The organism is Actinomycetes bacterium (assembly GCA_035506535.1).
Taxonomy (GTDB): domain Bacteria; phylum Actinomycetota; class Actinomycetes; order DATJPE01; family DATJPE01; genus DATJPE01.
On record DATJPE010000058.1, the window covers coordinates 18,087 to 43,734 of the forward strand.

At 69.8% G+C, this 25,648-nt stretch carries 21 protein-coding genes; 9 read left to right on the plus strand and 12 right to left on the minus strand.

From position 1 onward, the window contains the following. Nucleotides 1-2: 2 nt before the first annotated feature. From VMI11_08115 to VMI11_08135, 5 genes are all read right to left on the minus strand, one after another. Nucleotides 3-407, minus strand: a complete 405-nt coding sequence (locus tag VMI11_08115) for an OsmC family protein (GenBank protein ID HTY72374.1) — start codon at nucleotides 405-407, stop codon at nucleotides 3-5. Between the two features lie 93 nt (nucleotides 408-500). Further along, nucleotides 501-1,337: an amidohydrolase family protein gene (locus VMI11_08120; protein HTY72375.1), complete on the minus strand. Its 837-nt coding sequence runs from the start codon at nucleotides 1,335-1,337 to the stop codon at nucleotides 501-503. Then, nucleotides 1,337-1,828: an MSMEG_0572/Sll0783 family nitrogen starvation response protein gene (locus tag VMI11_08125; protein ID HTY72376.1), complete on the minus strand. Its 492-nt coding sequence runs from the start codon at nucleotides 1,826-1,828 to the stop codon at nucleotides 1,337-1,339. The genes VMI11_08120 and VMI11_08125 overlap by 1 nt, the downstream gene beginning before the upstream one ends. Before the next feature lie 74 nt (nucleotides 1,829-1,902). Further along, nucleotides 1,903-2,157: a hypothetical protein gene (locus tag VMI11_08130; GenBank protein HTY72377.1), complete on the minus strand. Its 255-nt coding sequence runs from the start codon at nucleotides 2,155-2,157 to the stop codon at nucleotides 1,903-1,905. Next, nucleotides 2,154-3,491 carry an FAD-dependent oxidoreductase gene (locus VMI11_08135; GenBank protein HTY72378.1) on the minus strand — a complete coding sequence of 446 codons (1,338 nt, stop codon included), beginning with the start codon at nucleotides 3,489-3,491 and terminating at the stop codon, nucleotides 2,154-2,156. The genes VMI11_08130 and VMI11_08135 overlap by 4 nt, the downstream gene beginning before the upstream one ends. Nucleotides 3,492-3,624: 133 nt before the next feature. Here VMI11_08135 and VMI11_08140 point away from each other — a divergent pair, with 133 nt between their 5' ends. After that, on the plus strand, nucleotides 3,625-4,200 hold the full coding sequence (locus VMI11_08140) for a cupin domain-containing protein (protein HTY72379.1): 576 nt from the start codon (nucleotides 3,625-3,627) through the stop codon (nucleotides 4,198-4,200). A gap of 10 nt (nucleotides 4,201-4,210) precedes the next feature. Here VMI11_08140 and VMI11_08145 read toward each other — a convergent pair whose 3' ends face one another. Beyond that, complete coding sequence (locus VMI11_08145) at nucleotides 4,211-5,725, minus strand: FAD-dependent oxidoreductase (protein HTY72380.1); 1,515 nt, start codon at nucleotides 5,723-5,725, stop codon at nucleotides 4,211-4,213. A gap of 118 nt (nucleotides 5,726-5,843) precedes the next feature. Here VMI11_08145 and VMI11_08150 point away from each other — a divergent pair, with 118 nt between their 5' ends. The 3 genes from VMI11_08150 (at nucleotide 5,844) to VMI11_08160 (ending at nucleotide 11,199) form a co-directional block, all read left to right on the plus strand. Then, nucleotides 5,844-8,294 (plus strand): FAD-dependent oxidoreductase, encoded by a 2,451-nt coding sequence (locus VMI11_08150; protein HTY72381.1) that lies wholly within the window; start codon nucleotides 5,844-5,846, stop codon nucleotides 8,292-8,294. A gap of 110 nt (nucleotides 8,295-8,404) precedes the next feature. Continuing rightward, nucleotides 8,405-9,610 (plus strand): aminomethyltransferase family protein, encoded by a 1,206-nt coding sequence (locus tag VMI11_08155; protein ID HTY72382.1) that lies wholly within the window; start codon nucleotides 8,405-8,407, stop codon nucleotides 9,608-9,610. Further along, the gene (locus tag VMI11_08160; GenBank protein ID HTY72383.1) at nucleotides 9,607-11,199 is read left to right on the plus strand and encodes an NAD(P)/FAD-dependent oxidoreductase; all 1,593 of its coding nucleotides are present in this window, start codon (nucleotides 9,607-9,609) and stop codon (nucleotides 11,197-11,199) included. Before VMI11_08155 ends, VMI11_08160 begins: the two co-directional genes overlap by 4 nt. A 17-nt stretch (nucleotides 11,200-11,216) precedes the next feature. Here the strand turns inward: VMI11_08160 and VMI11_08165 are convergent, their stop codons facing one another. Continuing rightward, nucleotides 11,217-13,988, minus strand: a complete 2,772-nt coding sequence (locus VMI11_08165) for an AAA family ATPase (GenBank protein ID HTY72384.1) — start codon at nucleotides 13,986-13,988, stop codon at nucleotides 11,217-11,219. Nucleotides 13,989-13,990: 2 nt separating this feature from the next. After that, complete coding sequence (locus tag VMI11_08170) at nucleotides 13,991-16,564, minus strand: AAA family ATPase (protein HTY72385.1); 2,574 nt, start codon at nucleotides 16,562-16,564, stop codon at nucleotides 13,991-13,993. Between the two features lie 185 nt (nucleotides 16,565-16,749). Between VMI11_08170 and VMI11_08175 the strand changes: the two genes are divergently transcribed. Further along, nucleotides 16,750-18,213: an MFS transporter gene (locus tag VMI11_08175; protein HTY72386.1), complete on the plus strand. Its 1,464-nt coding sequence runs from the start codon at nucleotides 16,750-16,752 to the stop codon at nucleotides 18,211-18,213. A 24-nt stretch (nucleotides 18,214-18,237) separates the two neighbouring features. Here the strand turns inward: VMI11_08175 and VMI11_08180 are convergent, their stop codons facing one another. Both VMI11_08180 and VMI11_08185 read right to left on the minus strand, forming a co-directional pair. Next, on the minus strand, nucleotides 18,238-19,584 hold the full coding sequence (locus tag VMI11_08180; GenBank protein ID HTY72387.1) for an NAD(P)/FAD-dependent oxidoreductase: 1,347 nt from the start codon (nucleotides 19,582-19,584) through the stop codon (nucleotides 18,238-18,240). Nucleotides 19,585-19,586: 2 nt separating this feature from the next. Beyond that, the gene (locus VMI11_08185) at nucleotides 19,587-20,408 is read right to left on the minus strand and encodes an alpha/beta hydrolase (protein HTY72388.1); all 822 of its coding nucleotides are present in this window, start codon (nucleotides 20,406-20,408) and stop codon (nucleotides 19,587-19,589) included. 200 nt (nucleotides 20,409-20,608) lie between these two features. Between VMI11_08185 and VMI11_08190 the strand changes: the two genes are divergently transcribed. Further along, on the plus strand, nucleotides 20,609-21,472 hold the full coding sequence (locus VMI11_08190) for an alpha/beta hydrolase (GenBank protein ID HTY72389.1): 864 nt from the start codon (nucleotides 20,609-20,611) through the stop codon (nucleotides 21,470-21,472). 38 nt (nucleotides 21,473-21,510) lie between these two features. Continuing rightward, nucleotides 21,511-22,293, plus strand: coding sequence for an SDR family oxidoreductase (locus VMI11_08195; GenBank protein HTY72390.1), 783 nt, complete (start codon nucleotides 21,511-21,513; stop codon nucleotides 22,291-22,293). Between the two features lie 62 nt (nucleotides 22,294-22,355). Here VMI11_08195 and VMI11_08200 read toward each other — a convergent pair whose 3' ends face one another. Then, nucleotides 22,356-22,763, minus strand: a complete 408-nt coding sequence (locus tag VMI11_08200) for a cupin domain-containing protein (GenBank protein HTY72391.1) — start codon at nucleotides 22,761-22,763, stop codon at nucleotides 22,356-22,358. Nucleotides 22,764-22,853: 90 nt separating this feature from the next. Beyond that, nucleotides 22,854-24,026, minus strand: a complete 1,173-nt coding sequence (locus VMI11_08205) for a hypothetical protein (protein HTY72392.1) — start codon at nucleotides 24,024-24,026, stop codon at nucleotides 22,854-22,856. Between the two features lie 166 nt (nucleotides 24,027-24,192). On the opposite strand from VMI11_08205, the gene VMI11_08210 reads away from it, so the two are divergent. Beyond that, a complete protein-coding gene (locus VMI11_08210) occupies nucleotides 24,193-25,380 on the plus strand; it encodes a DUF222 domain-containing protein (GenBank protein ID HTY72393.1) in 1,188 nt (395 codons plus the stop codon). A 66-nt stretch (nucleotides 25,381-25,446) separates the two neighbouring features. Then, on the plus strand, nucleotides 25,447-25,648 hold a 202-nt coding region (locus VMI11_08215; GenBank protein ID HTY72394.1), incomplete at its 3' end, for a hypothetical protein.

Here is a 25,648-nt window from a genome sequence, read left to right on the forward strand (position 1 = left end):
CGTTACCCGCGCTGGACGTCGAGGGTCGGGGTCGTCGTCAGGGTGCGGGAGACGTAACACACCCGGTTCGCCGACTCCATCAACAGTGCGAGCTGTTCGTCGTCCAGGCTGCTCCGCACCCGCATGGTCAACGACGCGAAGCTCGGCCCGTCGTACTCCCCCTGGGCGGTGACCTCGAGGTCGGCTGGGAGCTCGATGCCGCGCTTACGGGCCGACCAGGCCAGAGCCAGGACGTAGCAGGAGGCGAGCGAGCCCAGCAGGTACTCCGTCGGCATCGGCCCAGCGGAGGTGCCGCCGGACGTCTCCGGCTCGTCCACGACGAACTGGAACAGCCCCACGGTGACGGTGGCCTTCAGGCCGCCCTCCCAGCGGGCGACCACCTCTTTGGACGCTCCACCTCGTGCCATCGACTCCTCCTGTCGCCGCCCGCCTGGGCGCAAGCCACAGGCACGGACCTCGCGGTCGAGGCGGGGTCCGTGCCTGAGTGGCCGTCTGGTGCGTCAGCCGTACACGCGGTCGTAGTTCTCGGAGAACACCATCCGGCCCAGCTCGGTGTCCCCTCCGGTGGCCTCGACCATGCGGTAGAACTCCCCCGCGTAGTCGCTCCACGGCTGGTCGGTGGCGAACAGGACCCGGTCGCCACCGATCCCGCGCTTGTCGATCTCGCGGGCCAGCCACAACGGCGCGAAGCCCACCGACCAGGTCATGTCGGTGTAGACCTTCTTGCCTGCGTCGATCCAGTCGAAGAACCGGCTGCCGGCCAGCTTGATGTGGCCGCTCACGCCGCCACCGAAGTGGACGATGTGCAGCGGCGTCCGGTCGGCATACCGATCCACCAGGACACCGATCTTGTCGATGTCCGACTGCGCTCCCGGCGAGGAGTGGACATGGACGACCAAGCCGTGGTCGTTGGCTGCGGCGAAGATCTTGTCGAGCTGGGTCAGGCACTGCTCGTCGTCGACCGAGCCGCCGAGCAGAAAACTGATCTTGAGGGCCTTGACAGGTTCCTCGCCCGCCAGTCTCAGTGCCGCGTCTGTCATCTCGGCGTCCTGGGGCCGGGGCGAGCACCACAGGGCGCAGACGAGCCGGTCGCTGCTCCCGGCCGCCTCCAGCGTCGGCTCGTTGAGCGCGAAGGAGGCACCGGCATCAGGAACGCCGTAGTTGGGGATGAGCAGCGCGCGCTCGGTCCCCTCCGCGTCCATGTCGGCGAGCACCTCGGCGACCGTGCTCCGGGCGTTGACGTCGGGGTTGACCGGCGGCCCCCCGTAGAAGGGGAACGCTGGGAGCACCCCGAAGTGCCGGTGAGCGTCGATGTGACGAGTCGGGGCCTTCGGCATCACACAGTCCAGGTGTTGAGCTGGAAGTGGCCTTCCTTCCACGCGGTGAGCGCTGCGTCGAGCACGTCGAGGGGGTTGAACGCCTGGATCCCGGGGATCAGGTCGTCCTCGCGCATCCCGTAGAGGGCGCCCATCGCGAACCGGCAGGCGTGGATCGTGGCGCCTTCGTCCATCAGGGTCTTGAGCTGGCGGTTGACCGCGAGGTTGCCCGGGAAGCCCTCGGTTCCGACCTTCGGGTAGCCGCGGCCGGCGGCGCCGAGCAGGACACCGGGGCCGTACAGGACGATGGTGACCTTGAACCCCTTACGTACCAGGCGGGTCGCGGTCAACAGGTTGACCAGGGCCACGGACCCCTCGAACGGCACCGTGTGGATGAAGACGGTCGCCTTCTGACCTTCCTCGGCCTGGATGTCGGGGAACACCTTCTCGCTGGTGTCCCAGTTGACATCGCCTTCTTGCGGAGTTGCGACAGAAACGGTCTGGCTGGACATGCGACTCCTTCTTCGGTTGTGGTGGGGGTGGCTCTCATCGGCCGTGGGGCCGGTGGGGTCGCGGGTGGCGGAGGTCAGAAGACCGGCCCCTTGGGCCGAGGGGGCGGCGGCCAGGACTTGCGGTGGCTCCCGGGCATCCGGGCGATCATCGCCGCGCGCAGCTTCACCGGCAGCCGGTGAAAGACCGGCACGTAGACCTCGCGCCAGAACCGCTCCACTCCTCGTGGCGCGGGCGGACGGTTGGCCCCGAGCTTCTCGCCGATCGTGTCCATCGCCTCGACCATCAGGTAGTGCTCGGAAGTGCGGCGCACCCACTGGGTGAGGCTCATGACGACCGCTGGGCCAGCAGGGCCTGGGCGGCCAGGGCGATCGGCTCGTTGAGCGCCCCGATCGGCGGGCTGTAGACGTTCTCCATCGTGGCCAGCTCGTTGACGGTGATCCCGGTCCGTACGCACATGGCAAGGAAGTCGGCGCGCTCCTTGATGCCCTCGCCACCCACCATCTGGGCGCCGATCAGCCTCAGGTCGTCGGGGTTGGCGAGCAGCTTGACCCGGACCTGCTTGACGTCGGGGTAGTACCGGGCCCGCGAGATGCCCTGCGCGTAGCCGACCACGAACGGGATGCCGAGGGCGGTCGCCAACGTCTCGCTGAAGGAGACCCCACCGATCATCCACTTGCCGGCAACCATCCCCCACGGGACATAGACGGGGCTGTAGTGCCGGACCCCGCCGGCTGCGGTGACACCCGCGGTCTTGCCCTGCGCGTAGGCGTGGCTGCCGGAGAGTCCCTGGATCGGGACGTTGGAGACCCCGTGGGGGATCTCAGTGCAGTCACCGGCCGCGTACACATCACGCAGCGACGTCCGCATCTGGTCGTCGACGATGATGCCGCCACTCATCCCGGTCTTGACCCCCGCGGCGAGCGCGAGCGCAGTGTTGGCCTCCTTGTGCGTCGCGGGGACGACCAGATCGGCGGGGATCTCGCCCCCGGTGGTGGCCACGCTGGTCACCTTGCCGCCGTGGCCCTTGAAGGCCGTGACCTTGGTGTTGAAGTGCAGGTGGACCCCCATCTCCTCCCAGGACTCCTGCACCGGCGCCATGATGTCCGGGTCGGTGGCCATCGACATCCCCCATGGATTGGGGTCGACGAGATGGGTCTCGATGCCCCGATGGGCGAGCGCCGTGACCATCTCGGCCCCGAGCGGGGTGCACTCGTCGACGACCGCGGCCTTGACGTCGTTGAGCACGACGTCCCACTCCATCGCGCGTCGGATGTTCTTGACGTAGTAGATGCCGCCGAGGTCGCCGCCGGGAACGCCCGGGTCGGCGTAGTTGAACCCGGTGGCCAGGACGAGTGAGTCGTAGGGCTCGGTCTTGCCGTCGCCCGTGGTGACCGTCTTGGCCGTGGGGTCGAAGGACGCCACCGACGTCTCGTACCGGATGTCGAGCCCCTGGTCGACGTAGGCCTGCTTGGTGGCCAGGAACAGGTTCTCGAAGGAGGGGATCTCCTTGCCGTGCACGTACGGGATCCCGCAGGGGCTGTAGGCGGCGTCCTCGAACTCGGTGAAGACGGTGATCTCGGCCTCCGGATCGACCCCCTTGGCAGCGCCCGCGGCGCCCATCCCGGCGGCGCCTCCCCCTACGATGATGATCCGTCTGGCCACGATCGATCCCCTCAAGGGTCTTGGGCTCGACATTGCGCATACTGAAGAATCTGTTCAGTATCCTCGATGGAAGGTCGCAGACTCGTCAAGGCCGTCACCTGTGCCGCTCGACTGTCCGCCCCGGAGGAGAACCATGAGCAACCAGGTCGCCCGAGTCGTCTCCTCCATCGGTCCCAAGGTCAAGTCGCTGCGCCTGCAGAACGGGTACTCGTTGCAGGCGCTCGCTGATCGCGCCGACGTCTCGGCCGCCACCATCCACAAGATCGAGCAGAACGGGATGGTCCCGACCATCACCACGCTGCTGAAGATCGCGGTCGCCTTCGACCAGCCGATCTCCTACTTCGTGGAGGAGCCGGAGGACGACCGGCACCCGACCGTCATGACCCGGCCCGACCAGCGGCGGCCGATCTACACGGAGCACCGCGGCATCGACCTCGCCGGGATCACCGGACCGTACGGCGAGTTCCAGGTCGCCGCGGCTGTGGCCACCGTGAGCGCCGGCGCAAGCAGCGGCCGCAAGCCGATGGTCCACGCCGGCGAGGAGCTGCTGTACCTGCTCTCGGGAACCTTCGAGTTCGAGGTGGGCGGGGTCCAGCACTCGCTCACCCCCGGTGACTCGCTGCACTTCCAGACCAACCAGCCCCACTCGTGGCGCAACGGCAGCGACACAGACGCGGTCGCGATCTGGATGGCGCTGCGCCCGCAGTAGGTGGGCGGGGTCAGGGGTGCGGCGCTAGGCCGATGTCCTTGGCCACCCGCAGGCCCGACCTCACCGCACTCTCCATGTACTGCCCCATGGCCTCCGTGTGCTCCCCCGCGAACCGCAGCGGGCCGTGCGCCCTCCGGAAGGCCGGCTTGGCCGTCAGCATCTGGCCCGGGCGGTAGTTCGCGTAGCCACCGCCGGTGAACGGCTCATCGGCCCACGCCATCGTCGCCGCCGGGTAGCGGTGGTCCTCGTGGTCGAGCACCTCTGGGAACACGCGCCGCAGCTGCGCCTCGACGAGCGCGACCCGCTTCTCCGGTGTCAGGTGAGTGATCGTCCGACCGGCTGCGCCGCCGCCGGTGAAGGCCACCAGCGCCCCGTTCGGAGCCGAGGGTGTCGAGTCGGTGGCGTCCCACGAATAGGTGTACGTCAGGTCTGTCAGCGACTCGCCGGTCCAACCCGCACGCCGCCAGGGATGGCCGCGGTAGGGCACGACGACCTTGGTGATGTCGTCGAGCAACGAGGAGTTCACGGCCTCCTGGATCGGCGGCGGCAGCGCAGGGTCGAACGCGATCGCACTCAACGTGGGCGGTGGGGATGCGATGACCACGTGGGCTCCCGGATAGACCCCGGTCGCCGTCCGCACCATTGCGAGTCCGGGTTGGGTACGGACCGACACGACCGGTTCGCCCAGCCGAAGCCGTACGCGCGACTGGCGGGCCAAGTACGAGGCCATCGCCTCGGCAAGCCCCTGGTTGCCGCCATGCACGCGAAGGGCTTCCACCACCGCGTCACTCGAGCTGCCGAAGTTCTCCTGCTGGGCGTAGAAGAGCAGCGAGATGTCCTTCGACGCCGTCCCGTAGTCGCTGACGATGAAGCCAGCCTCCCAGACCCGCCGGCCGACGGCAGTCATGCCGAGGCGGTCGGCCCACTGCGCCAGTGACATGGCGTCCAGGCGCTCAGCCTGCTCGGAACGCTCGGGGTTCTCGGGATCCACCTGTGCGGCAAGGCGCGCGGTCGCGTCCGTGACGAGCTGGATGTCGTCATACAGATCGCCGCCGCGCCGCTCCACACGCGCGCTGTAGTCCGCACGCCGGCCGTCCCAGGACAGGGCGACTCGTTGTGACTTGTCTCGGACGTCGGTCCCCAGACCGAACCGGTCCAGCAGGCCCAACAGCACATGATGATCGCGGTCGATGAACTCAGCACCCATCTCGACATGCGTCCCCACGCCGAAGGCGTCGCGCAGCGTGTGCACCCGTCCGCCCACACGATCACGCGCCTCGATCACGTCGACGTCCCAGCCCTGGTCCAGCAGGGTCAGGGCGCAGGACAGCCCGGCCAGGCCCGCACCGACCACGACCACCCGCTTACGCGTGCCGACATCTGGGCGCGCCGACGTACGGACTGGAGACGCGACACGGCGCGTGTTGTCGTCCGCCCGCCTGGCCACGGCATCCGCCCCCACGGCAGCCGCGCCGAGAACCCCGGCAACCAGCAGGGCCCGACGACTGACTCGCGGACCGTCCACGACCGCCCACCTCCTCCCCAGGAATCGTCGCCCCTTCAGGATGCTCGCACCGGCCCCGCCGAGGAGCCTGCACCGGCCGAGCCGGACTGAACCGTCGGTCAGGATAGGGTCGGGGCTCATGGCCGACCTTCCGTCACGGGCCCGCGTCGTCATCGTCGGTGGGGGCGTGATCGGCTGCAGCGTCGCCTACCACCTCAGTGCGCTCGGGGTCAGCGACGTCGTCCTCGTCGAGCGCCACGACCTCACGGCCGGGACCACCTGGCACGCGGCCGGACTGATCACCAGCGCGGGCATGGTCGACGAGACCTCGCTGTGGATGGCGCGGTACTCCCGCGACCTGTACACCCGCCTGGAGGCCGAGACCGGCCACTCCACCGGCTTCCGCCCCATCGGCCACCTGCACCTCGCGACGACGCCGCAGCGGCTCGAGACGCTGCGCCGGGAGCGCTCCTTCCAGCGCGGCTTCGGCGTCGACAACGTCGAGATCTCCGCGGCCGAGGTCGCCGAGCTGTCGCCGATCACCGCGGTCGACGACATCCTCGCGGCGTCGTACGTCGCCGACGAGGGGCGCGCGGATCCGGTCGGCGTGGCCACCGCGCTGTCGAAGGGAGCCACCGCGCGCGGCGTCACCATCGTCAAGGGCGTGTCGGTCACCGGCGTGCGGACCAGCGCCGGGCGGGTCAGCGCGGTCACCAGCGACGCCGGTGAGATCGAGTGCGAGACGGTCGTGCTCGCAACCGGCCTGTGGACGCGCGAGCTCGCGCGGCGATGCGGCATCGACGTACCGCTGCAGGCCGCCGAGCACTACTACCTGCTCACCGAGCCGTTCGACGGCGTGCACCGCGACCTGCCGGTCATCGAGGACCCCGACCGCTACGCCTACTACCGCGAGGAGGGCGGCGGCCTGCTGGTCGGCCTCTTCGAGCCCGTCGGCGCGCCCTGGGCGCTCGACCGACCGCCGGCCGACTTCGCCTTCGGCACGATCGCGCCGGACTGGGAGCGCATGACGCCGTACCTCGAGGCCGCCATGCAGCGCTACCCGGCGCTCGCCGACGCCGGACTCCGGACGTTCTTCTGCGGTCCGGAGTCGTTCACCCCCGACCTGCACCCGATGCTCGGGCCGACCCCGGAGGTCGACGGCGTGTACGTCGCCGCCGGGCTCAACAGCCTCGGCATCCTGCTCGGCGGCGGGGTGGGAAGCGTGGTGGCGCAGTGGATCGTGGACGGTCGTGCGCCGGTCGACGTCACGCACTACTCCGTCGAGCGGGCACTGCCGTACGAGACCACGCGGGCCTTCCGTGGGGACCGCGTCCGCGAGAGCCTCGGGGTGCTGTTCGGCGACGGGGTGTGGCCGACCTTCCAGTGGCGGACCGGCCGCGGCATCCGGCGTTCGGCGATCCACGACCGGCTGGCAGCCCTCGGCGCGCGGTTCGGCCAGTCGAGCGGATGGGAGTACCCGCTGTGGTTCGCGGGACCGGACGCGGGCGGCGTCCCCACCGAGACCACCTGGGGTCGCGCCGCGTCGTTCGACACGGTCGCGCAGGAGCACGCCGCGGTCCGCGAGGCCGTCGGGGTGATGGACATGTCGCTGATGTCGAAGTTCAGCGTCGAGGGACCGGACGCGCTGACGCTGCTCAACCGGCTGTCCACCAGCGACATCGACGTGCCGGTGGGGACCGTCGTCTACACCCAGTGGTGCGACGTCGACGGCGGGCTGCTGGCCGACCTCACGGTGACGCGGCGGGCGGTCGACCGGTTCCTGGTGGTCGTCAGCGACGTGAGCCACCGGCGAGTTCAGTCGATGCTGCGCCGGGGCCTGCGGCCCCGTGAGGTCGCGGTCACCACCGACATCACCGCGGGGATCACGCTGCTGACCGTGCAGGGCCCGCGTTCGCGCGAGCTGCTGCAGGCCCTGTCACCTGACGACTGGAGCAACGAGGCCTTCCCCTACCTCACGGCGCGCGAGGTGGAGGTCGGCACGTCGCGGGTCCTCGCGCTTCGGGTGACCTACCTCGGCGAGCTCGGATACGAGCTGCACATCCCGAGCGACCAGGGCGTGTCCGTGTGGGAGAGCCTCTGCGCGGCGGGCCCGGCGTACGGCCTGCGGCAGGTCGGCCTGCTGGCGATGGGGTCGCTGCGGCTGGAGAAGGCCTACCGCGACTACGGCGTCGACATCGAGAACACCGACGACCCGCTCACCGCGGGGCTGGCGTTCACGATCGCGTGGGACAAGCCGGGCGGGTTCGTCGGCCGCGAAGCGCTGGAGAAGCGCCGCGGCGACCGCTCGGCGAGGATGGTGGCCGTACGCCTCGACGACCCCGAGCCGCTGCTGGTCGGCGGCGAGCCGGTGCTGCTCGACGGCCAGTGGATCGGGTACGTCCGCGCGGGGGCGTACGGGTACACCCTCGGGGCGTCGGTCGGCCTCGCCGTCGTCGAGCACGAGGCCGGCGTGACGTCGGACTTGCTCGCCGCCGGCTCCTTCGCGGTCGACATCGCCGGGACCCGGGTCCCCGCCACCCTGTCGCTACGGCCGTTCTACGACCCCGATCGGCTGCGGATCCGCGGTTAGCGCCGTACCCCGGCGCCAACCAGGTCGGGCCACGCTTCGTGCTGACTGAATGGTCAGAAAATAGTAGGGTCTGCGTCAGCCGACTTCCCGCGCGAGCGTCAGGAGTGACCGTGGTCCTCACCACCCCGTTCCACGCGCGACTCGCCGAACTGAACACGGCGCAGCTCTGGTACCACTGGGCGGGCCACCTGTCCGCCACCCAGTACACCACCGCGCCCAAGCACGAGTACTTCGGCGTGCGCAACGCCGTCGGGATCTTCGACGCATCGCCGCTGTACAAGTACGCGATCGCCGGCCGGGACGCGGAGCGGTTCCTCGGCGGGATCTTCGCACGCGACATCCGCGCCTGCCGCCCGGGACGGGCGCAGTACACGGTGTGGTGCGACGACCGCGGCTTCGTCCTCGAGGACGGCGTCGTCTTCCGCCACTCGGAGAACGACTTCCTGCTCACCGCCGCCGAGCCCAACCTGGCGTTCCTGGAGGGCCAGATCGGGCCCCTCGAGGTCCGCATCGACGATGTCTCGAGGGACTTCGCGGTGCTCGCGGTACAGGGAAAGCGGGCCAGGGCGGCCCTCGCTCCCCTGGTGCCCGAGGTCGCGGAGCTGCGCTACTTCACGCACGCCCCCACGAAGATCGCCGGCAGTGCCGTGACGGTGAGCCGGACCGGCTTCAGCGGAGACCTCGGCTTCGAGCTGATGATCCCCGCGGACAACGCCCTCGCGGTGTTCGACGCGGTCTGGGAGGCCGGCCAGGGGCACCTCATGCGCCCCTACGGCGACATCGCCCTCGACATGCTCAGGATCGAGGGCGGCCTGCCGCTGATCGGCCGAGAGTTCACCTCGAGTCGTTATGCCTTCAACGACCATGACCGCTTCACTCCCGACGAGCTCGGGCTGGGCTGGCTGCTCAAGGGCATCGAGGACGAGACGCGTCCGTTCGTCGGTCGGCGCGCGATCCTCGCCGAGCGAACCGAAGGGACCTCTCGCTGGGCCACCGTCGGGATCGTCGTCGACTGGGCCGACTACGACGCGCTCTACTACGACGAGGGGCTCATCCCACCCAAGGACGGGCCGGCCGCGTCCTGGGAGACCATGCTCTACGACGAGGAGGGCGAGCGCGCCGGCTACGCCACCAGCTACGTCTACTCCCCCATGCTCCAGACGCACATCGGCATCGCCCGGGTGAGACCGGAACTCGCGGCACGGGGCACGCGACTCGCGGTCGAGCAGACCGTCAACCACGCCTACACCTCGGTGCCGGCCACCGTCACCGCCATGCCGTTCTTCAACCCCGAGCGGAAGACCTCGATGCCATGAGCGAGATCCACTCCTACGACGCCATCGTCGTCGGCGGCGGCCACAACGGCCTCACCAACGGGGCGTACCTGGCCAAGGCCGGTCTGAGGACCCTCATCCTGGAGCGACGCCATCTGGTCGGTGGCGCCGCGATCACCGAGGAGCTGTATCCGGGCTTCAGCTTCACGACCTTCTCGTACGCACTGAGTCTGCTCCGGCCGGTGATCGTGCACGAGCTCGAGCTCGTGAAGCACGGGTTCAACCCGATCTACATGCCGACGACGTTCGCGCCCATGGAGAACGGGGACTACCTCCTGCTCGGCGCGGACCGGGACGAGAACCTGCGGGAGATCATGCGGCACAGCCCGCACGACGCCGACGCGATGGACCGGTACGAGCATGACCTGACCCGTGTGCTGCAGCTGCTGCGGCCGCTGTTCGACCAGCCGCCGCCCAACATCTTCGGCAAGAGCCCGGAGGACGCACAGGACATCGCCTGGCTGCTCGGGCATCTCGGGTCAGCGGAACCGAAGGTGGTTCACGACGCGGTGCGGCTCATCACCGGCAGCGTCACGGACTTCGTGGACGACTACTTCGAGTCGGAGATCGTGAAGGCCCATATCGCGGCCAGCGCCACCACAGGCACGAAGGTCGGACCGATGTCGGCCGGCTCCGGGCTGGTCTTCCTGATGATGGCGATGGGCGAGCACGACGGGAACCTCGGCAGCTGGTCCTTCCACAAGGGAGGCAACGGCGGGTTCACGCAGGTGCTGGCGAGGGCCGCCGAGTCCTTCGGAGCCGAGATCCGGCTCGAGGCGGCGGTCGACCACGTCCTGACTCGCGACGGACGCGCGGTGGGGGTCGTCCTCACCGACGGCACCGAGTTCCACGCCGACATCGTGGTGAGCTCCCTCGACCCCAGGCGGACCTTCACCGAGCTCGTCGACCCGCGCGAGCTGCCCACCGAGCTCGTCGACAGCATCAACCGGTTCCAGTTCAAGGGCACCAGCGCCAAGGTGAACTTCGCCCTCGACGGCCCTCCCCTCTACCCCGCTCTGGGCTCACGCACGGACCAGTACAGCGGGTTCATCAGCATCGGGCCCACGATCGAGTACCTCGAGCGGGCGTACGACGCGTCGAAGTACGGCTGGTACAGCGAGCGCCCATACATCGACGGATGCATCCAGTCCTTCATCGACCCCGACATGGCCCCACCAGGCAAGCACGTCATGTCGTGCTTCGTGCAGTACGCGCCGTACCACCTCAAGGGCAGCGACTGGGACACCGAACGCGAGGGGTTCGGTGACGTGGTCCAGGCCACGCTGGAGTCGTTCTTCCCAGGGTTCTCCGATCTCGTGCTGCACCGCGAGATCGTGACCCCACTGGACATCGAGCGGGTGACCGGTCTGTCCGAGGGCAACATCTATGCCGGCGACTTCCTGCTGCCGCAGATGTACTTCTTCCGTCCCGCGCCGGGCTGGGCGCAGTACCGCACGCCGATCGACGGCTACTACCAGTGCGGGTCCGGAACCCATCCGGGTGGTTGCGTCATGGGCGCGCCCGCCAGGCTGGCCAGCCAGGCGATCCTCAAGGACCGCTCCCGGACGTGACGCGGCAGAGCGCCTGGCTAGCCGATCGGATCGATGGCGCTCGTCATCAGTCGGCTTGCCAGCTGGGCCCGTGACGTGATCTTGAGCTTGGGGAAGATGCGGTACAGGTGCGAGCCGACAGTGCGTGGCGAGAGGAACAGCTGCTGGCCGATCTCGCGGTTGGAGAGCCCTTGCGCTGCGAGCCGGGCGATCTGCAGCTCCTGAGGGCTGAGCAGTTCAGCGACCGCCTCGCCCCCCGAGTCCACGCGGTCCCCGGCGGCGCGCAGCTCTCGGCGGACCTGGGCGGCCCAGGCGGTGGCACCGATGACCTCGTAGGCGGCGAGAGCGGCGTGCAGGGGCTCGCGGGATTCGGCAACTCGGCGCTGCCGGCGAAGCCATTCGCCGTACGCCTGCTGGATGCGGGCGCGATGCCACGGCCAACGGCTCAGGTCGGCGGCCAGGGCCTCCCTGAACAGCCGCTCCGCCTGGGCGTCGTCGGCGAGGACCGGCCTCGCGTAGAGCAGGTGAGCTAGCAGCAAGGGTGACGGCGCCTCCTCATGGACCTTCTCCATGTCGGCCAGGACGACGCGCGCCTCAGGAACCCGATCACATCGAACGGCAGCCTCCGCTAGATACATGAGACCGGAGAGCTGTTCGCGCGAATGATGGCTGGGGTCCCCCGGATCGAAGAGCTGGACGAGGGCGGTGAACGCGTCGTCGTATCGACCGCTGGCGAGGTAGGCGAAGCCTCGCGCCTGCTGCGCGCAGGCCAGGAAGTCGGTGAGCGCGTGCTGCGCCGGGGCGTTGATCACCTCGGCGGCCAGCGCCAACGCCTGGGTGCTGTCGCCACGCAGCCCCGCCGCGCGGGCCGCATTGACCTGGTTCCCCGCGTGCCACACGGGCTGTCCGGTGTCCTGGGCAAGCCTGCGCCCCTCCTCTGAGGCGGCTTCCGTGCGGGTCCAATCACCAAGGTCGAGCCAGATCGCGCCCTGCATGCCGAGGACGTGGATGAGCAAGCCGATACGACCTTGCTCGCGCAGGCGCCGTTCGGACCGGTCGAGGAACTCGGCCGCGCGCACCTGGTCGCCGACGGCGTGGGCAGCCATGCCCAGCACGCGGAGAGCGTCCGCGTCGGTGACCGTCTCCACGCGGATCGAATCAAGTGCCCGCAGGACCTCGTCGGCCCTGTGCAGTGGTTCGGCGACGGCCAGCGCGGCGAGGTAGCGCGGGTCGTCACGGGCGGATGACAGGGACTCGGCGACGCTCGCGACCGCGGCGTTCGCGTCAGGAGCGGTGCGCGCCCACCAGCAGCGCAGCGCGGCACCGAGGAGGAGGTTCAGGGCCAGGTCCATGTCCCCCGCGGCAGCCGAGCGCCTGGCGATGGCGCAGAGGTCCTTGACGCGAACACTGTCTCCCGGGATCCCGTCGTTGAAGATCTCGCGCAACCATTCCACCCGAGCCCGGTCGAGCTCGGTGAGAGCCTGCGTCTCTGCAGCGGACACGAACCGGTCCACCATGTCGGCGCGACCGAGTCCGAAGCTCAGCTCGGCAGCCAGGAGGAGGCGTCGACCACGCTTCGTCGAGTCGGTGGTGAGGTCGGCGGAACGCTCCAGCGCGGCGATCGCGGCATCGACCCAACCACGTCGGGCGCTCTCGACGTGGCTCGTCTCCAGCTCGTCGGCGAGGTCGTCGTCAGGCCCCACGATCGCCTTGGACCGATGCCACACTCTGCGATAGGACTGATCGCGCAGGCTGGCCGCGAGCGCCTCGTGAGCAAGCTGGCGGCGGGTGACCGTCTCGGCCTGCAGAATGGCCGAGCGCACGAGCGGGTGGCGAAAGCGGAGCCTGCGTTCGTCGAAGCTGACGAGGTTGAAGGCGGCGGCGGGCTCCAGCTCGGCCAGAGTTGTCCGGCTCCCGCGCAGCGCAGTCGCGGCCGTGAGGATCTCGGCCAGGTCGTTCTCGTCGTCGACCGCGGCGACGAGGAGCAGGTCACGCGTGACCTGCGGAAGCTCGGGGAGGCGGGCCGCGAACGCCCGCTCGAGGCGAGCGCTCATCGGCAAGAAGTCGGAGCGTGGTCGCGAGGACAGCGAGGCGCGCTGCAGAGCGGTCGGCAGCTCGACGAGAGCGAGCGGATTTCCATACGCCTGCCTGAGGATCGCCTCGCGCTCAGAAGGCTCGAGCTCGGCGGCCACGGACTGGAGCAGGTCACGGGACGCGCTCTCGTCGAGTCCCAGAAGCTCGAGCTCGCGGAGTGTGTCGCCACGCCACTGCCCCGCGCTGTGCCCGGTCCGCAGAGTGGCGACCAGCAGGATCGGATCCTCGCCGAGGCGACGCATGACGAAGGCCAGCGTCTCGCTGGTCGCGGAGTCCAGCCACTGCAGGTCGTCGACGAGAACCACCACGGGGCGGTTCGCCGCCACCTCGGTGAGCAGGTTCAGCGTCGCAAGGGCCACCATGAACACCTGTGGGGGCGGCCCGTCCTGCAGGCCAAGGGCGGTGAGGATGGCCCGGCTCTGTGTGTCAGGGAGCCGGTCGATCTCCGGGAGGAGCGGGGAGATGAGCTGCAGGAGACCCACGTACGGCATCCCGGCCTCCGCCTCGATGCCGGTCGTCTCCAGAACCTCGAAGCCGGCGGGGCTGGCCAATGCACGCGTCTCGCGCAGCACCGACGTCTTGCCGATCCCCGCCTCACCGCTGATGAGCAGCGCACCTCCCGCATCCTCGACCGAGGCGAGGAGCTCGCGGATGTAGTCGAGCTCGGAGTCCCGGCCGACGAGGGTGATCTCCTGACGCGCCGACGAACGATCCATCGTCAGAGGCTGCCGTTCCGTGCCTCGAGGGTGCTCTCGTTGAGGGCGGCGAGGTGTTCGCGAGTGCGGGCAGCCCAATAGCTCGCCCCGATGGCGTCGAAGCCTCGGGCGGCAGCCGCCAGCGCTTCTCGAGCGGAGTGGGCCTGCCCGGTACGCGCCAGCCAGCGGCCGTACGCTGCTGAGAGCCGGGCCTGGTGCCACGGCCACCTGCTGAGGTCGGTCCTTCGCGCTTCGGCGAACCGGTCGCCGGCCTGGTCGTCCGCTACGAGCACGGCGCGGGCGTAGTCGAGATGGACGCGCAGCAAGGGCGCTGGCGTCACGACGGCCAGTCGTTCCATCTGGTGCAGCACCACGGTTGCATCCTGGATCCGGTCAGCGGCCACGGCAGCCTCGGCCAGGAAGGTGAGGCTCGCCATCCCTTCCCGTTGATGGTAGGCCGGATCGGCGGGATCGAACTGGCGGCGCAGGCACGAATAGGCCTCCTCGGCTCGGCCGGAGACGAGCAGGGCGACGCCGCGGGCCAGCTGGTGGAGGCACAAGGTGTCGTTGAGCCGCTGCCGGTTCGCCTCCACCTCGGTCGAGGCGAGGATGTCCATGGCCTGCTCCCACGCCCCGCTGAGCGCGCGGGCGTGCGCGTCGAGGATCTGGTTGTTCAGCGACCAGATGGGTTGCCCGGTGTCCTTGGCGAGGCGATGGACCTCGCACATGGCGGCGGTCGCACCCTCCCAGTCCCCCAGCTCGCGTCGGATGTTGACCTGCATGCCGAGGACGTGCGGCAGCAGACCCAGCAGAGCCCGCTTTCGCAGAAGCTCCTCGGCGCGGTCGAGGATGTCGGTGGCGCGCACGGTGTCCCCGACAGCGTGCGCGGCCATGCCGTGCAGGCGTAAGGAATCGGCATCCTGGACGGCCGAGAGATCGGTCCGGTCGAGTCGTTCGATGACCTCGCGGGCTCGCAGGACCGGCTCGGCGACCGCGAGCGCAGCGACGTACCGGGGATCCGCGGTGGAGACCGACAGCTGGTCCAGCGTGGAGGCGACGTCTGCGCGCGCCTGCGGGCCGGTGTCGGCCCACCAGCAGCGCAGCGCGGCTCCGAGGAGCAGGTTGAGTGCGAGGTGGTGGTCCGATGACGCCGCGGCCACGCGGGCCATGGCACACAGCCCGTTGACGCGGACCGCGTCGCCCGGCAGACCGTCGTGGAAGATCTCCCGAACCCACTGCAGTCGTGCATTGTCGAGCTCGCTCAGCTGGGTGCGAGCAGCGTCGTTGACGAGCCGGTCGACGATGTCGTTGCGCCCCATGTCGAACGCGTGCTCTGCCGCGACGAGCAGCCGGTGACCACGCAAGGACGACGAGGACGTGAGCTCAGCGGACCGTTCCAGCGCAGCGACGGCGGTCTGCACCGCCCCGCGACGCAGAAGCTCAGGGGCTATCGACTCCAGCATGTCAGCGACATGGTCGTCAGGGCCGACGATGGACTCTGCGCGATGCCAGATCTGGCGCAGGGGTTCGCCGGCCAGGCTGTCGGCGAGCGCGGCATGCGCGGCCTGCTTCCGGCCGACCGGCTCCGCCTGCAGGATGCCGGAGCGCACCAGGGGATGGCGGAACTCGAGCCGGTCCCCGTCCACCAGCACGAGGCCGACGCTCGCCGCCTCGTCGAGCGCATGGCGGTCGACCTGGTGGCCGGCCAGCAGCGCGGCGGCGGCGAGGATCTCCTCGACGTCGCCGATCGGATCGATCGCGGCGACGAGCAGCAGGTCGCGGCTGTCTGATGGCAGGTCGTTGACGCGCCCGGCGAAGGCCCTTTCGAGGCGCCCTGAGAGCGTCTGCCGGTCGTCAGGCAGGCCGGGACGCCACTCCTTGGGCAGTTCCATGAGTGCCAACGGGTTTCCGCGCGCCTCGTCGACGATGCGCTCCATGTCCCGCGTGCTGAGCCGTGCGCCGGATCGTTCGACGAGCTTCACCGAGTTGCCCTGGTCGAGCCCGCGGAGGGTGAGACGCGGCACGTCCGCGTCGAGGAGGGGCCCCTGATGCCCGCTGCGCACGGTTCCAACCAGCGTAAGCCGCTTCGTCGTCGCGTCCCTGACGAGCGACGCCAGGACCTCGTGGCTCTGCGGGTCCAGCCATTGGACGTCGTCGACGAGCAGCAGCACCGGCCGATGGTCGCGAGGCTGCTCCTGCGCGCGAGCACACTCAGGATCGACAAGCGCCTGGACGGCCTCCGCGATGAGGTACAGGCTCGGCGGGGGGCCCTCGTCCACTCCGAAGGCTGTCAGCAGCGCGTCCCGGTGCGCTGGACCAATCCCGGCGATCCGATCCTGGACTGGGGCAAGGAGCTGGACGACGCCGGCGAACGGAAGCTCCGTCTCGGCTTCGACCCCGACGGCGGACAGCACGGTCAGGCCCGCGCGGGTCGCCTCGTCACGTGCGGCCTTCAGCAGGGCAGTCTTGCCGATGCCAGGTTCTCCCTCGAGAAGGAGCACGCGGTCACGGCGACGTGACGAGTGGATGAGCTCCCGCAAGGTCTCCAGCTCCGCCTCTCGACCGAGCAGCGACCCCTCGGCGGTGCCTGATCCCATGTCCGTCCCTTCGCCCGCCCCGTCGAGTCGACGCTAGAGGCGCTCGATGCCGGCGCGCTTCGGTCAGGTGACTCAACCCCTCGGCGGCCCCGGGGTCCGGCGTCGCGCCCGCAGCCGCGGGTGCAGCCGGTCATGGAGTCAGGTGACGGAAGAGACCGCGCCCTCGACCTCGTAGCGTTCGCAGCATGCGAGCTGCCCTGATGAGGGGCCTCGGGACCCCCAACGCCGTCAACGCGGGCCCGGGCGACTGTGCGGTCCCGGCCCCGGCGCTGCTCCGCCTGGGGACGCGATCGGGCCGATGGGTGGTGACGGCGACGATCCTGGGCTCGGCGCTCGCCGGCATCGACGGGTCGGTCGTCAGCATCGCCCTGCCCGCCATCGGGCGCGACCTGCAGGCGTCATTCGCCGGCCTGCAGGCCACCATCACCGGCTACAGCCTCACCCTCGCCGCCCTGATCCTGCTCAGCGGCGCCGCGGGGGACCGCTTGGGACGGCGCCGTGTGTTCGTCTCAGGCGTCGTCTGGTTCACGACGGCGTCGCTGCTGTGCGCCATGGCGCCGACGATCGAGCTGCTCATCGCCGCACGGGTGCTCCAAGGCATCGGCGCGGCGCTGCTCACCCCGTCCTCGCTCGCGATCCTGGAGGCGAGCTTTCGCAGCCGGGACCGAGCATCCGCCGTCGGTACGTGGGCCGGTTTCAGCGGAGTCGCAGGAGCCCTCGCGCCCTTCGTCGGGGGCTGGCTGCTGGCCGTCGCATCGTGGCGTTGGGTGTTCCTCATCAACGTCCCGCTCGCGGCCCTCGTCGTCGTCGCTGCCGTGAGGCACATCCCCGAATCGTGGGACCGCGAGGCGACGGGTCGCCTGGACTGGCTCGGCGCCCTCGCCACGGTCGCCTTCCTCGGGTTCGGCACATTCGCCCTGCTACGCCTGAGGGAGGGGACCAGCCACGTCGCGATCGCGAGCGCAGCTGCCGCGGTCCTGACCTTCCTGGCCTTCCTGCGACATGAGCGACACCAGCCGGCGCCGCTGCTCCCGCTGAACGTGTTCCGCATCCGCCAGTTCACCGCCACGAATGCGGTGACGTTCGTCGTCTACGCACCAATCGGTGTGTTCTTCCTGCTCCTGGTGCTGATGCTTCAAGTCGTCGCCGGGTGGTCGCCGCTCGCCGCGGGGGCGGCCACCATCCCGGTGACCGCTCTCACCCTGTCCCTGTCACGGCCCAGCGCAGCACTCGCACAAGTCATCGGCCCCCGCCTGCAGATGACGGCTGGCCCCCTGCTGTGCGCCGCTGGGGCGCTGCTCGCCCGCGGACTGGGTCCAGGCACTGACTACCTCGATGTCCTACCGAGCGTGATCACCTTCGGCCTCGGTCTGGCGACGATGGTCGCTCCGTTGACCGCGACCGCGCTTGCATCGCTACCAGCGACGCACTCAGGTGTCGCGTCCGGGGTGAACAACGCGGTCGCGCGGACCGCATCCCTGCTCGCGATCGCGGCGGTCCCCGGTCTCGTCGGCCTCACCGGCGACGCATGGCAGGAGCCCGCGCGCTTCGAGCAGGGGTTCTGCACAGCGCTGGCCATCTGCGCCGTCCTGTTCATCGCCGGGAGCATCCTCGCCGCCCTGACGGTGCGGCGGCCCGATCCGACATAGCGCTCAACGATGCGCCACCGAGCGTCATCGCGTGAGCGACGTCGCTGTCTCGGTCACGACGTCGACCGTACTGTCCGGTCCTCCAAAGAGAGAAACGTGGTGAGCTTGACGCTCGGTCGCGACCCGCTCGGCCCTCGTGTTCAGCAGGAACGTGAGTGTCCAGTGGATGGTCACGGTCAGCCGGTTGCGGTACCCGTTCAGGGTCAGCAGGTGCACGCCGAGCCACAGCAGCCACGCTGGTGCCCTGGACAGCCTGACTCCGCGGATGCAGGCGACAGCCCGGAAGCGGCCGATGGTCGCGAGCGACCCCTTGTCCTTGTAAACGAACTCGCCCGGCGGCTTCCGGCCTCTCACGCGCGCCGTGACTACTCTGGCCGCGAAGCGGCCGCTCTGGATCGCGGCCTGGGCGACTCCGGGTACGCCGTCGCGACGCATGATGTCGCCGACGACGAACACCTCCGGATGGCCTGGCAGGGTGCAGTCCGGCTCGACGACCAGCTGCCCGGTCCGCGTGGTCGCCGACTCGCTCAGGCCGGCGAGCACTCCCGCCACGGGGGCGGCGGCCACACCGGCCGCCCACACCTTCGTCGACGCAGGCAGCGTGCGCTCGTTTCCGGCCTCGAGGTAGCGGACGCAGGTCGCGTCGACGTCGATGACCCGAGCGGCCGTGTGCACAGCGACGCCCATCCGTTCCAGGTCCCTACGGGCCCGCTGGGACAGGCCGGCGCCGAAGGTGGGGAGAAGGACGTCTCCGGCCTCGATGAGCACGACCTTGGCGTCAGCGGGATCGATGTCGCGGTAGTTGCGTCGAAGGCTCAGCTGCGCGAGCTCGGTGATCTGCCCGGCGACTTCGATCCCGGTCGGGCCACCGCCGACCACCACGAACGTGAGATGCCGGCAGCGGTCGTCGCGCGTGGGCGCGTTCTCGGCCCTCTCGAAGGCCTCGAAGACTCGCGCACGGATCTCCAGCGCGTCGTCGATCGACTTGAGCCCGGGAGCGTGCCGAGAGAAGTCGTCTCGGCCGAAGTAGGAGTGGGTCGCTCCCGCCGCCACGATGAGGCTGTCGTAGGGCGTCCGCGTGGGCTCGCCGAACGCCCACGACGTCACGACGCGGTTCCGAAGGTCGATGTCCCTGACCTCGCCCAGCAGGAAGTGCGCGTTCCCCTGCTGGCGCAGGATCTCGCGCAAGGGCCGGGCGACCTCGCCCTGGGACAAGATCCCCGTCGCGACCTGGTAGAGCAGCGGCTGGAAGAGGTGGTTGCCGGTTCGGTCGATGAGGGTGACCTCGACGGGGGAGGCGGCCAGCTCGCGAACCGCGAACAGGCCGCCGAACCCCCCGCCGATCACCACGACCCGGTGGGGCGCGTCCACGGTCAGATCTCGCCGCCGAGACCCTGCTTGTCGAGCCAGTTCAGGCACGCCTCGGCCACCTCGTGCCAGCCTCCGTCGATGGTCAGCGAGTGGCCGCGGTCGGCGAACTCCATCAGCTCGGTCGTGGCCTGAGAGTGCTTGTACTGCTTCGCCGTCGACTTCGTGATCGACTCCGGCACCGTGTGGTCCCGGCCTCCCATGACGAGCAGCAGCGGTCCCCGCTGCTCGTTCTCCGTGTCCACCTTCGCTGGCGAGTGCGGGGAGAAGTTCGCGGTCGCCGCCTCGAAGAGCGGTCGCCCGGGTGCGGGGATCGCCCAGGCCCGGTACAGCTGGTCCGACTCCTCCTCGGTGAGGGTGTTGCCGAAGCTGTAGCGGAACTGCTCCGCCGTCAGCGAGACGGCCCTGTTCTTGTTCGCCGGGTTCTTGAACACCGGCAGGGTCGAACGCAGTGCGGACAACGGAAGCGGCAGCACGCCCTTGATCTGCGCGGCGTCGATGGCGATCGCGGCACGGGCACGATCCATCCCCAGGAGTTTCTCCGCGATCATCCCGCCGAAGGAGTGCCCGATGACGATCGGGGGGCTCTGGAGGGAGTCGACGACGGAGGAGTAGTGCTCGACGACGTCGTCGATGCCGATGCCCGCGACGGACTCCGGGTTCTCACGGGCGGCGTCCACGGTGTCCGGGATGCCGGGCCAACCTGGCGCCGAAGCCACATAGCCGTGCTGGGCGAACAGGTCCACCCAGGGCTGCCAGGAACTGGCGTGCAGCCACAGTCCGTGGATGAACACAACGGGGGTTCCGGACTCAGGTTCCGTGGTCACGTCGACCTCCAGGTGTCGGCCGGCACCCGAATGCGCCGGCAGGACGATCACGTTAGGGACCCGGCGACCGCGACGGCTTCAGTCGATCGACTCTCTGATGGCTGCAGTCGCTGCCTGCAGTCGAACGACCCAAGCCGGCGAGCCGCAATGGTTCCTAGCGTCCGGGACGTCCCGAACACCTGCCATCGAGAGGCTTCGCCATGACTCAGGTCCTACGCAACGTCGGCTTCTGGCACAAGCTCGGCCTCGGCCTCGCTTGCGCTGCCCTGGTCACCGCCTACGTGATCGGCAGCTCTTCACCTGCCGCCGCGCACGCGAGCGCGCCGTCGCACGAGCATCTCCCCACGATCGTCCTCGTCCACGGCGCGTTCGCCGACGCGAGCGGATGGAACGCCGAGGTCGCCGAGCTCCAGCACAAGGGGTACCCCGTCATCGCCCCCGCCGACCCGCTGCGCGGCCTGACCGCCGACGCGGACTACATCCGCTCGATCCTCAAGACCATCGACGGACCCGTCGTGCTCGTCGGGCACTCCTACGGCGGCGCGGTCATCACGAACGCGGCGCGCGGTGCGACGAACGTCGTCGCTCTGGTGTACGTCGCCGCCTTCATCCCTGACGAGGGCACCAGCGTCGCGACCTCCTACGACCCGACCCTGTACCCCGGCTCGCTCCTCGCCCCGAACGCGCTCGACGTCCGCCCGGTCCCGAACCCCGCGGCTCCTGGCGGGATTGACCAGGACCTGACCATCAAACCGGCTCTGTTCCGCCAGATCTTCGCCGGCGACCAGCCCGCCCAGACCGCTGCCGTCATGGCCGCCACCCAACGTCCTCTGTCCGCCTTCGCCTACACCGAACCGTCCGGTGCCCCGGCATGGAAGACGATCCCGAGCTGGGACCTGCTCACGCTGGACGACCGGGCTATCTCTCCCGGGGGCCAGCAGTTCATGGCCGATCGCGCCGGAGCGCGCATCACCACCATCCACTCAGCACACGACGTGATGGTGTCTCACCCGCAAGCGGTCGTGAACCTCATCGTCAAGGCTGCCTGCGCAACGTCGTCTTGACCTCCGTCGGCGCTCCCATTCGGAAGGGACCACCAACCATGGACCTCCAGCTCGAGAAGAAGACCGCGATCGTCACTGGCGCCGGACGAGGCATCGGCCTGGCCATCACACGCCGCCTCGCCCTCGAAGGCGCGAGAGTGGTTGCCAACACTCGCGAGGACACCGGCGACCTGACCCGGCTCGCCGACGCCGATGAAGACGTCCTGGTCGTCGTCGGAGACGTCACCGACCCAGCCACCCCGCAACGGCTCGTCGACGCGGCGGAAGCACGTGTCGACATCGTCGTCAACAACGCCGGAGTCGCACCAGCGCGACCCGGTGGCTTCCTCGAGATCACCGACGCCGACTGGCAGGCCACCTTCGCCCTCGACCTGTTCGCCGCACTGTCCGTGATCCGCGCCGCACTTCCCGCCATGCTCGGTGCGGGCGCCGGATCGGTCGTGAACGTCGGGTCCATCAACGCGAGACTGCCCGACCCGATGGTCCTCGACTACTCCGCCGCCAAGGCCGCGCTCGCGAACGCCACCAAGAGCCTCTCCAAGGCCTACGGGCGACATGGGATCCGGTTCAACAGCGTCGACCCGGGGCCGGTCGCGACCGATCTCTGGAACGGCGACCACGGCGTGGCGCGCACGATCAGCGCGACAGGGGCGGGGACACCCGAGGAGATCGCCGCTCGGGCTGCCGAAGCCATGCCCACCGGGCGCTTCTCCCAACCCGACGAGGTCGCCACCCTCGTCGTCATGCTGGCCAGCCCAGTCCTCGGCAACATCACCGGAGCCAGTTTCGTGATCGACGGCGGCATGCAGCCCTCGCTGTGACGTCCGCCGCCTGAGACCGATGTCATGCGCGCCCGGCGCAGGGTGGGTGGAGCGTCGATCGGCTACGACGTCTCCGCCTGCTCGGCGCCGGCCGCGTCGGCGTACTCCTGGTCCGTGACGTGCTCGCCCCAGTCGGCGTCGTCATCCTCCCACATGCCGAGGTGGACCATGAAGTGCTCAGGTCGCGCGCCGTGCCAGTGCTCCTCGCCGGGCGGGGTGTAGACGGTGTCGCCGGGACGCAGGACGATGACCTGGTTCCGGCTGACGACCAGTCCGATGCCATCGGTGCCGTGCAACGTCTGGCCCAGGCTGTGGCTGTGCCAGGCGGTGCGCGCGCCGGGGCTGAAGCGCACCAGGTTGACGCGGATGCGGGACTCGCCCTCACCTCGGGCGATGACGTCGAAGTAGGCGTCGCCGGTGAAGATCTCCGCCGACCCCTTGACGGTGGGTTGCTTCTTCAGGAGATACACGTTCCTCGTCCTCTCAGGCGACTTCGGCCATGCCGACCGGCGACGATCGGTCCGACCGACGGGAGTGGGCCCAACGCCCTCATCTAACCCCTAGCCGGCGCCGCGGGCGCTGCTGCCTCGCAAGGTCGGGGACGTCGCAGGAACCCAGACCGACACGCGGGTCGGCTCGAGCGTACGGTGCACGACATCGGTCATCTCGTCGCGCACGGAGTCGAGAGAGAGCGAGCTCTGCAGCCGTTGCGCGAAGGCGTCCACGGTCCGCTCGGCGTCGTACCGATCGCGGTTGAAGCGGTGGTCGACGACTCGCTGCACACGACGGCGCAGCGGGTTGAACAGGGCCGCGACCGCCAAGGTCGACAGGGCCACCGCGATCGAGGAGTAGGCCGGGAGGGCCCGAGTGGCCAGCAGGACACCCCCCGCGTACGTCGCGACGAGCAGCCCGGTCACGACCGCGTAGGACAGGGTCCGCGAGATGATCCGGTCGATGTCGTACAGCCGGTACCGGAGGATCGCCACCCCGATGCTCACCGGCAGGGCGGCGAGCCCCAGCCACGCAGGGCCGAAGCCTGCGCCGGCCAGGAACCCGCAGGCCAGTGCGACACCTCCGCCACCGGCGAGCCACTTCACCTGCTGGCGGCGATCGCCGTGGGAACGGCGCCAGCTGCCCGCCTGGCGAGCCACTGCCGCGACCCACAGGTGGACCGCGCCCGCGATCGTGACCACCTGGACGACGGCGAACAGGCCCGATGGTCTGTCCAGCGCGACCAGCCCGCCGGTGGCGTCGAGGCGCAGGTGCCGGGCCACGAGCGCGCGCCCGGCCACGACGTCCATGGCAAGGATGTAGCCGGCCACGACGATGAGGTACGCGCTCAGCACCCACCGCCAGACCGGTGACTCCAGCCGACCGTCAGGGAAGAGGAGAACGACAACCCCGAGCAGCAGCAGACCCGGAGTCCACAGCTCGTACAGGAACAGGGCCGGTCGGCCGAGGACCAGGTCGCGGCCCTGCAGGAAGACCATGTCGGCGTAGTCGCCGCCATCGGAGCTGAGGATCAGGCAGGCGGCGATCGCCTGGAGCAGCCATCCGATCGGGTTGTGCGGCTGTTGCCGACTGATCGCGACTCCGACCACGGCAGACGGAAGCCCGACCACGAGCGCCGTGACCCCGAGGCCAGGCTGCTTGGCGAGCACCGTGAGGACGGCGAGTGCCAGCGTCGCGGCCGCGAGGAAGGTGGCGCTGGCCGAGGCCGTTCCCCGTTCCACGGCTCAAGGATGCGCCCCGACCGTTCCGGGATCGTTACGGCCCGTGGGTGTCGGGATCGCTCGCCATGCCTACACCGGAAGCGTTCGCCGGAGGCGAAACGGTTCGTCATTGGGTGCGCTGGACTGCGGGGCAGAACTGTCGGACCCTCGAAATACGTTGGGGTGCATGGAGAACGACGGCATCGCTCGCCCTTCGTCCTCGCCCTTCGGCTCGGAGGTCGCGCAGCTGCTCGACGAGGCGCGCCGTCTGGTCACCCAGCTGACCGAGACCTCCTGGTGGGCGGTCGGCGATGCCGACCTGCTGGCGGGGCTGCATCAGCTCGAGGCCCTCCGGCGACGACTGGAGGCCGTACGGCTGACCGCGATCGGCGAAGCGGACTCGCGCGGCGTCACCATCTCGACCGGGGCACGGACGACCGCTGCGTGGCTGGTCGACCGGACCGGCGTCTCGCGCGGAGATGCCAACCGCAGCGTGCAGCAGGCTCGCCGGATCACCGTCATGTCAGCGGCCACCCGTGACGCAGTCCGGTCCGGAGGGCTGTCCCTGGACCATGCCCGCGTCGTCCGCGACGTGGCGAGCACCTTGTGGCAGCGCAGCATCCGGCTCGACTCTCCGCTGACGGCCGATGTCCGGGCGGAGGCCGAGGCGACCCTGATCGACCTCGCCGGCTCGCTCGACCCCGGGCAGCTGGCGCTGGCCGGGCGGTACCTGGTGGAGCGTCTCGATCCCGACGGGGAGCCCGACGAGGAGGAGCAGGCCCGGCAGGAGGAGCTTCGCCGGCGGTTCACCTGCACGCCCACACCCGACGGCGGCGGCCGCTTCCACGGTGAGCTGGACGCGGAGGGCTTCGCGCTCGTCTTGAACGCGCTGTCACCGCTGTCCGCCCCCCGGCCGACGACCGCCGAGGGGCCGGATCGGCGAACACTCTCGCAGCGCCAGGGCGACGGGCTCGTCGAGCTCGCCCGCCGGGCCATCGAGTGCGGGGACCTTCCCGAGGAGGGTGGTCTCGCCACGGCGGTCGTGGTCACCACAGACCTCGCCACGCTTCGCGGGGAGCTGTCCGAACAGGCCCCCACCCTGGACACGGGGGTCGAGGTCTCCGTCGAGTCACTTCGACGGATGGCGTGTGACGCCCACATCATCCCCGCGGTCCTGGGCTCCACCCCCGCCGCGCTGGACATCGGCCGGTCGAGCCGGGTCGTCCCATCGGCCATGCGCCGGGCGCTCGTGGTCCGTGACCAGCGGTGCGCCTTCCCGGGGTGCCAGATCCCCGCCGCCTGGTGCGACGCGCACCACGTCGTCCCGTGGGCCTGTGGCGGGGTGACGGCGCTGTCCAACCCCACCAGTCGCTAGTACCACCCCTGGCGGGACCGCCCATCTCAGCGCTGAACCCCATTGTGATCAAGCTAGGCTCGGCTCATGACGCTCTTCGGGATCTGGTCGGACTTCGGCTTCCGCGAGAACCCTTACAGCCAGGACACACTGGCCGCCGACGAGGCGGGTGACGCTCTTCTGGTTGGGCGCGACAGCGAAGTCGGCGAGATCCAACGCAGAGTTGGCTCCGGTGGGGCACATCCCACGCTTGAAGGCCCCGTCGGTATTGGCAAGACGAGTTTGATCA

Excerpts from the sequence above, each read along its gene's own strand:
- VMI11_08115 (HTY72374.1), bottom strand. The coding sequence starts at position 407 with ATGGCACGAGGTGGAGCGTCCAAAGAGGTGGTCGCCCGCTGGGAGGGC.
- VMI11_08120 (HTY72375.1), bottom strand. The coding sequence starts at position 1,337 with ATGCCGAAGGCCCCGACTCGTCACATCGACGCTCACCGGCACTTCGGG.
- VMI11_08125 (HTY72376.1), bottom strand. The coding sequence starts at position 1,828 with ATGTCCAGCCAGACCGTTTCTGTCGCAACTCCGCAAGAAGGCGATGTC.
- VMI11_08130 (HTY72377.1), bottom strand. The coding sequence starts at position 2,157 with ATGAGCCTCACCCAGTGGGTGCGCCGCACTTCCGAGCACTACCTGATG.
- VMI11_08140 (HTY72379.1), top strand. The coding sequence starts at position 3,625 with ATGAGCAACCAGGTCGCCCGAGTCGTCTCCTCCATCGGTCCCAAGGTC.
- VMI11_08150 (HTY72381.1), top strand. The coding sequence starts at position 5,844 with ATGGCCGACCTTCCGTCACGGGCCCGCGTCGTCATCGTCGGTGGGGGC.
- VMI11_08160 (HTY72383.1), top strand. The coding sequence starts at position 9,607 with ATGAGCGAGATCCACTCCTACGACGCCATCGTCGTCGGCGGCGGCCAC.
- VMI11_08165 (HTY72384.1), bottom strand. The coding sequence starts at position 13,988 with ATGGATCGTTCGTCGGCGCGTCAGGAGATCACCCTCGTCGGCCGGGAC.
- VMI11_08170 (HTY72385.1), bottom strand. The coding sequence starts at position 16,564 with ATGGGATCAGGCACCGCCGAGGGGTCGCTGCTCGGTCGAGAGGCGGAG.
- VMI11_08175 (HTY72386.1), top strand. The coding sequence starts at position 16,750 with ATGCGAGCTGCCCTGATGAGGGGCCTCGGGACCCCCAACGCCGTCAAC.
- VMI11_08190 (HTY72389.1), top strand. The coding sequence starts at position 20,609 with ATGACTCAGGTCCTACGCAACGTCGGCTTCTGGCACAAGCTCGGCCTC.
- VMI11_08195 (HTY72390.1), top strand. The coding sequence starts at position 21,511 with ATGGACCTCCAGCTCGAGAAGAAGACCGCGATCGTCACTGGCGCCGGA.
- VMI11_08210 (HTY72393.1), top strand. The coding sequence starts at position 24,193 with ATGGAGAACGACGGCATCGCTCGCCCTTCGTCCTCGCCCTTCGGCTCG.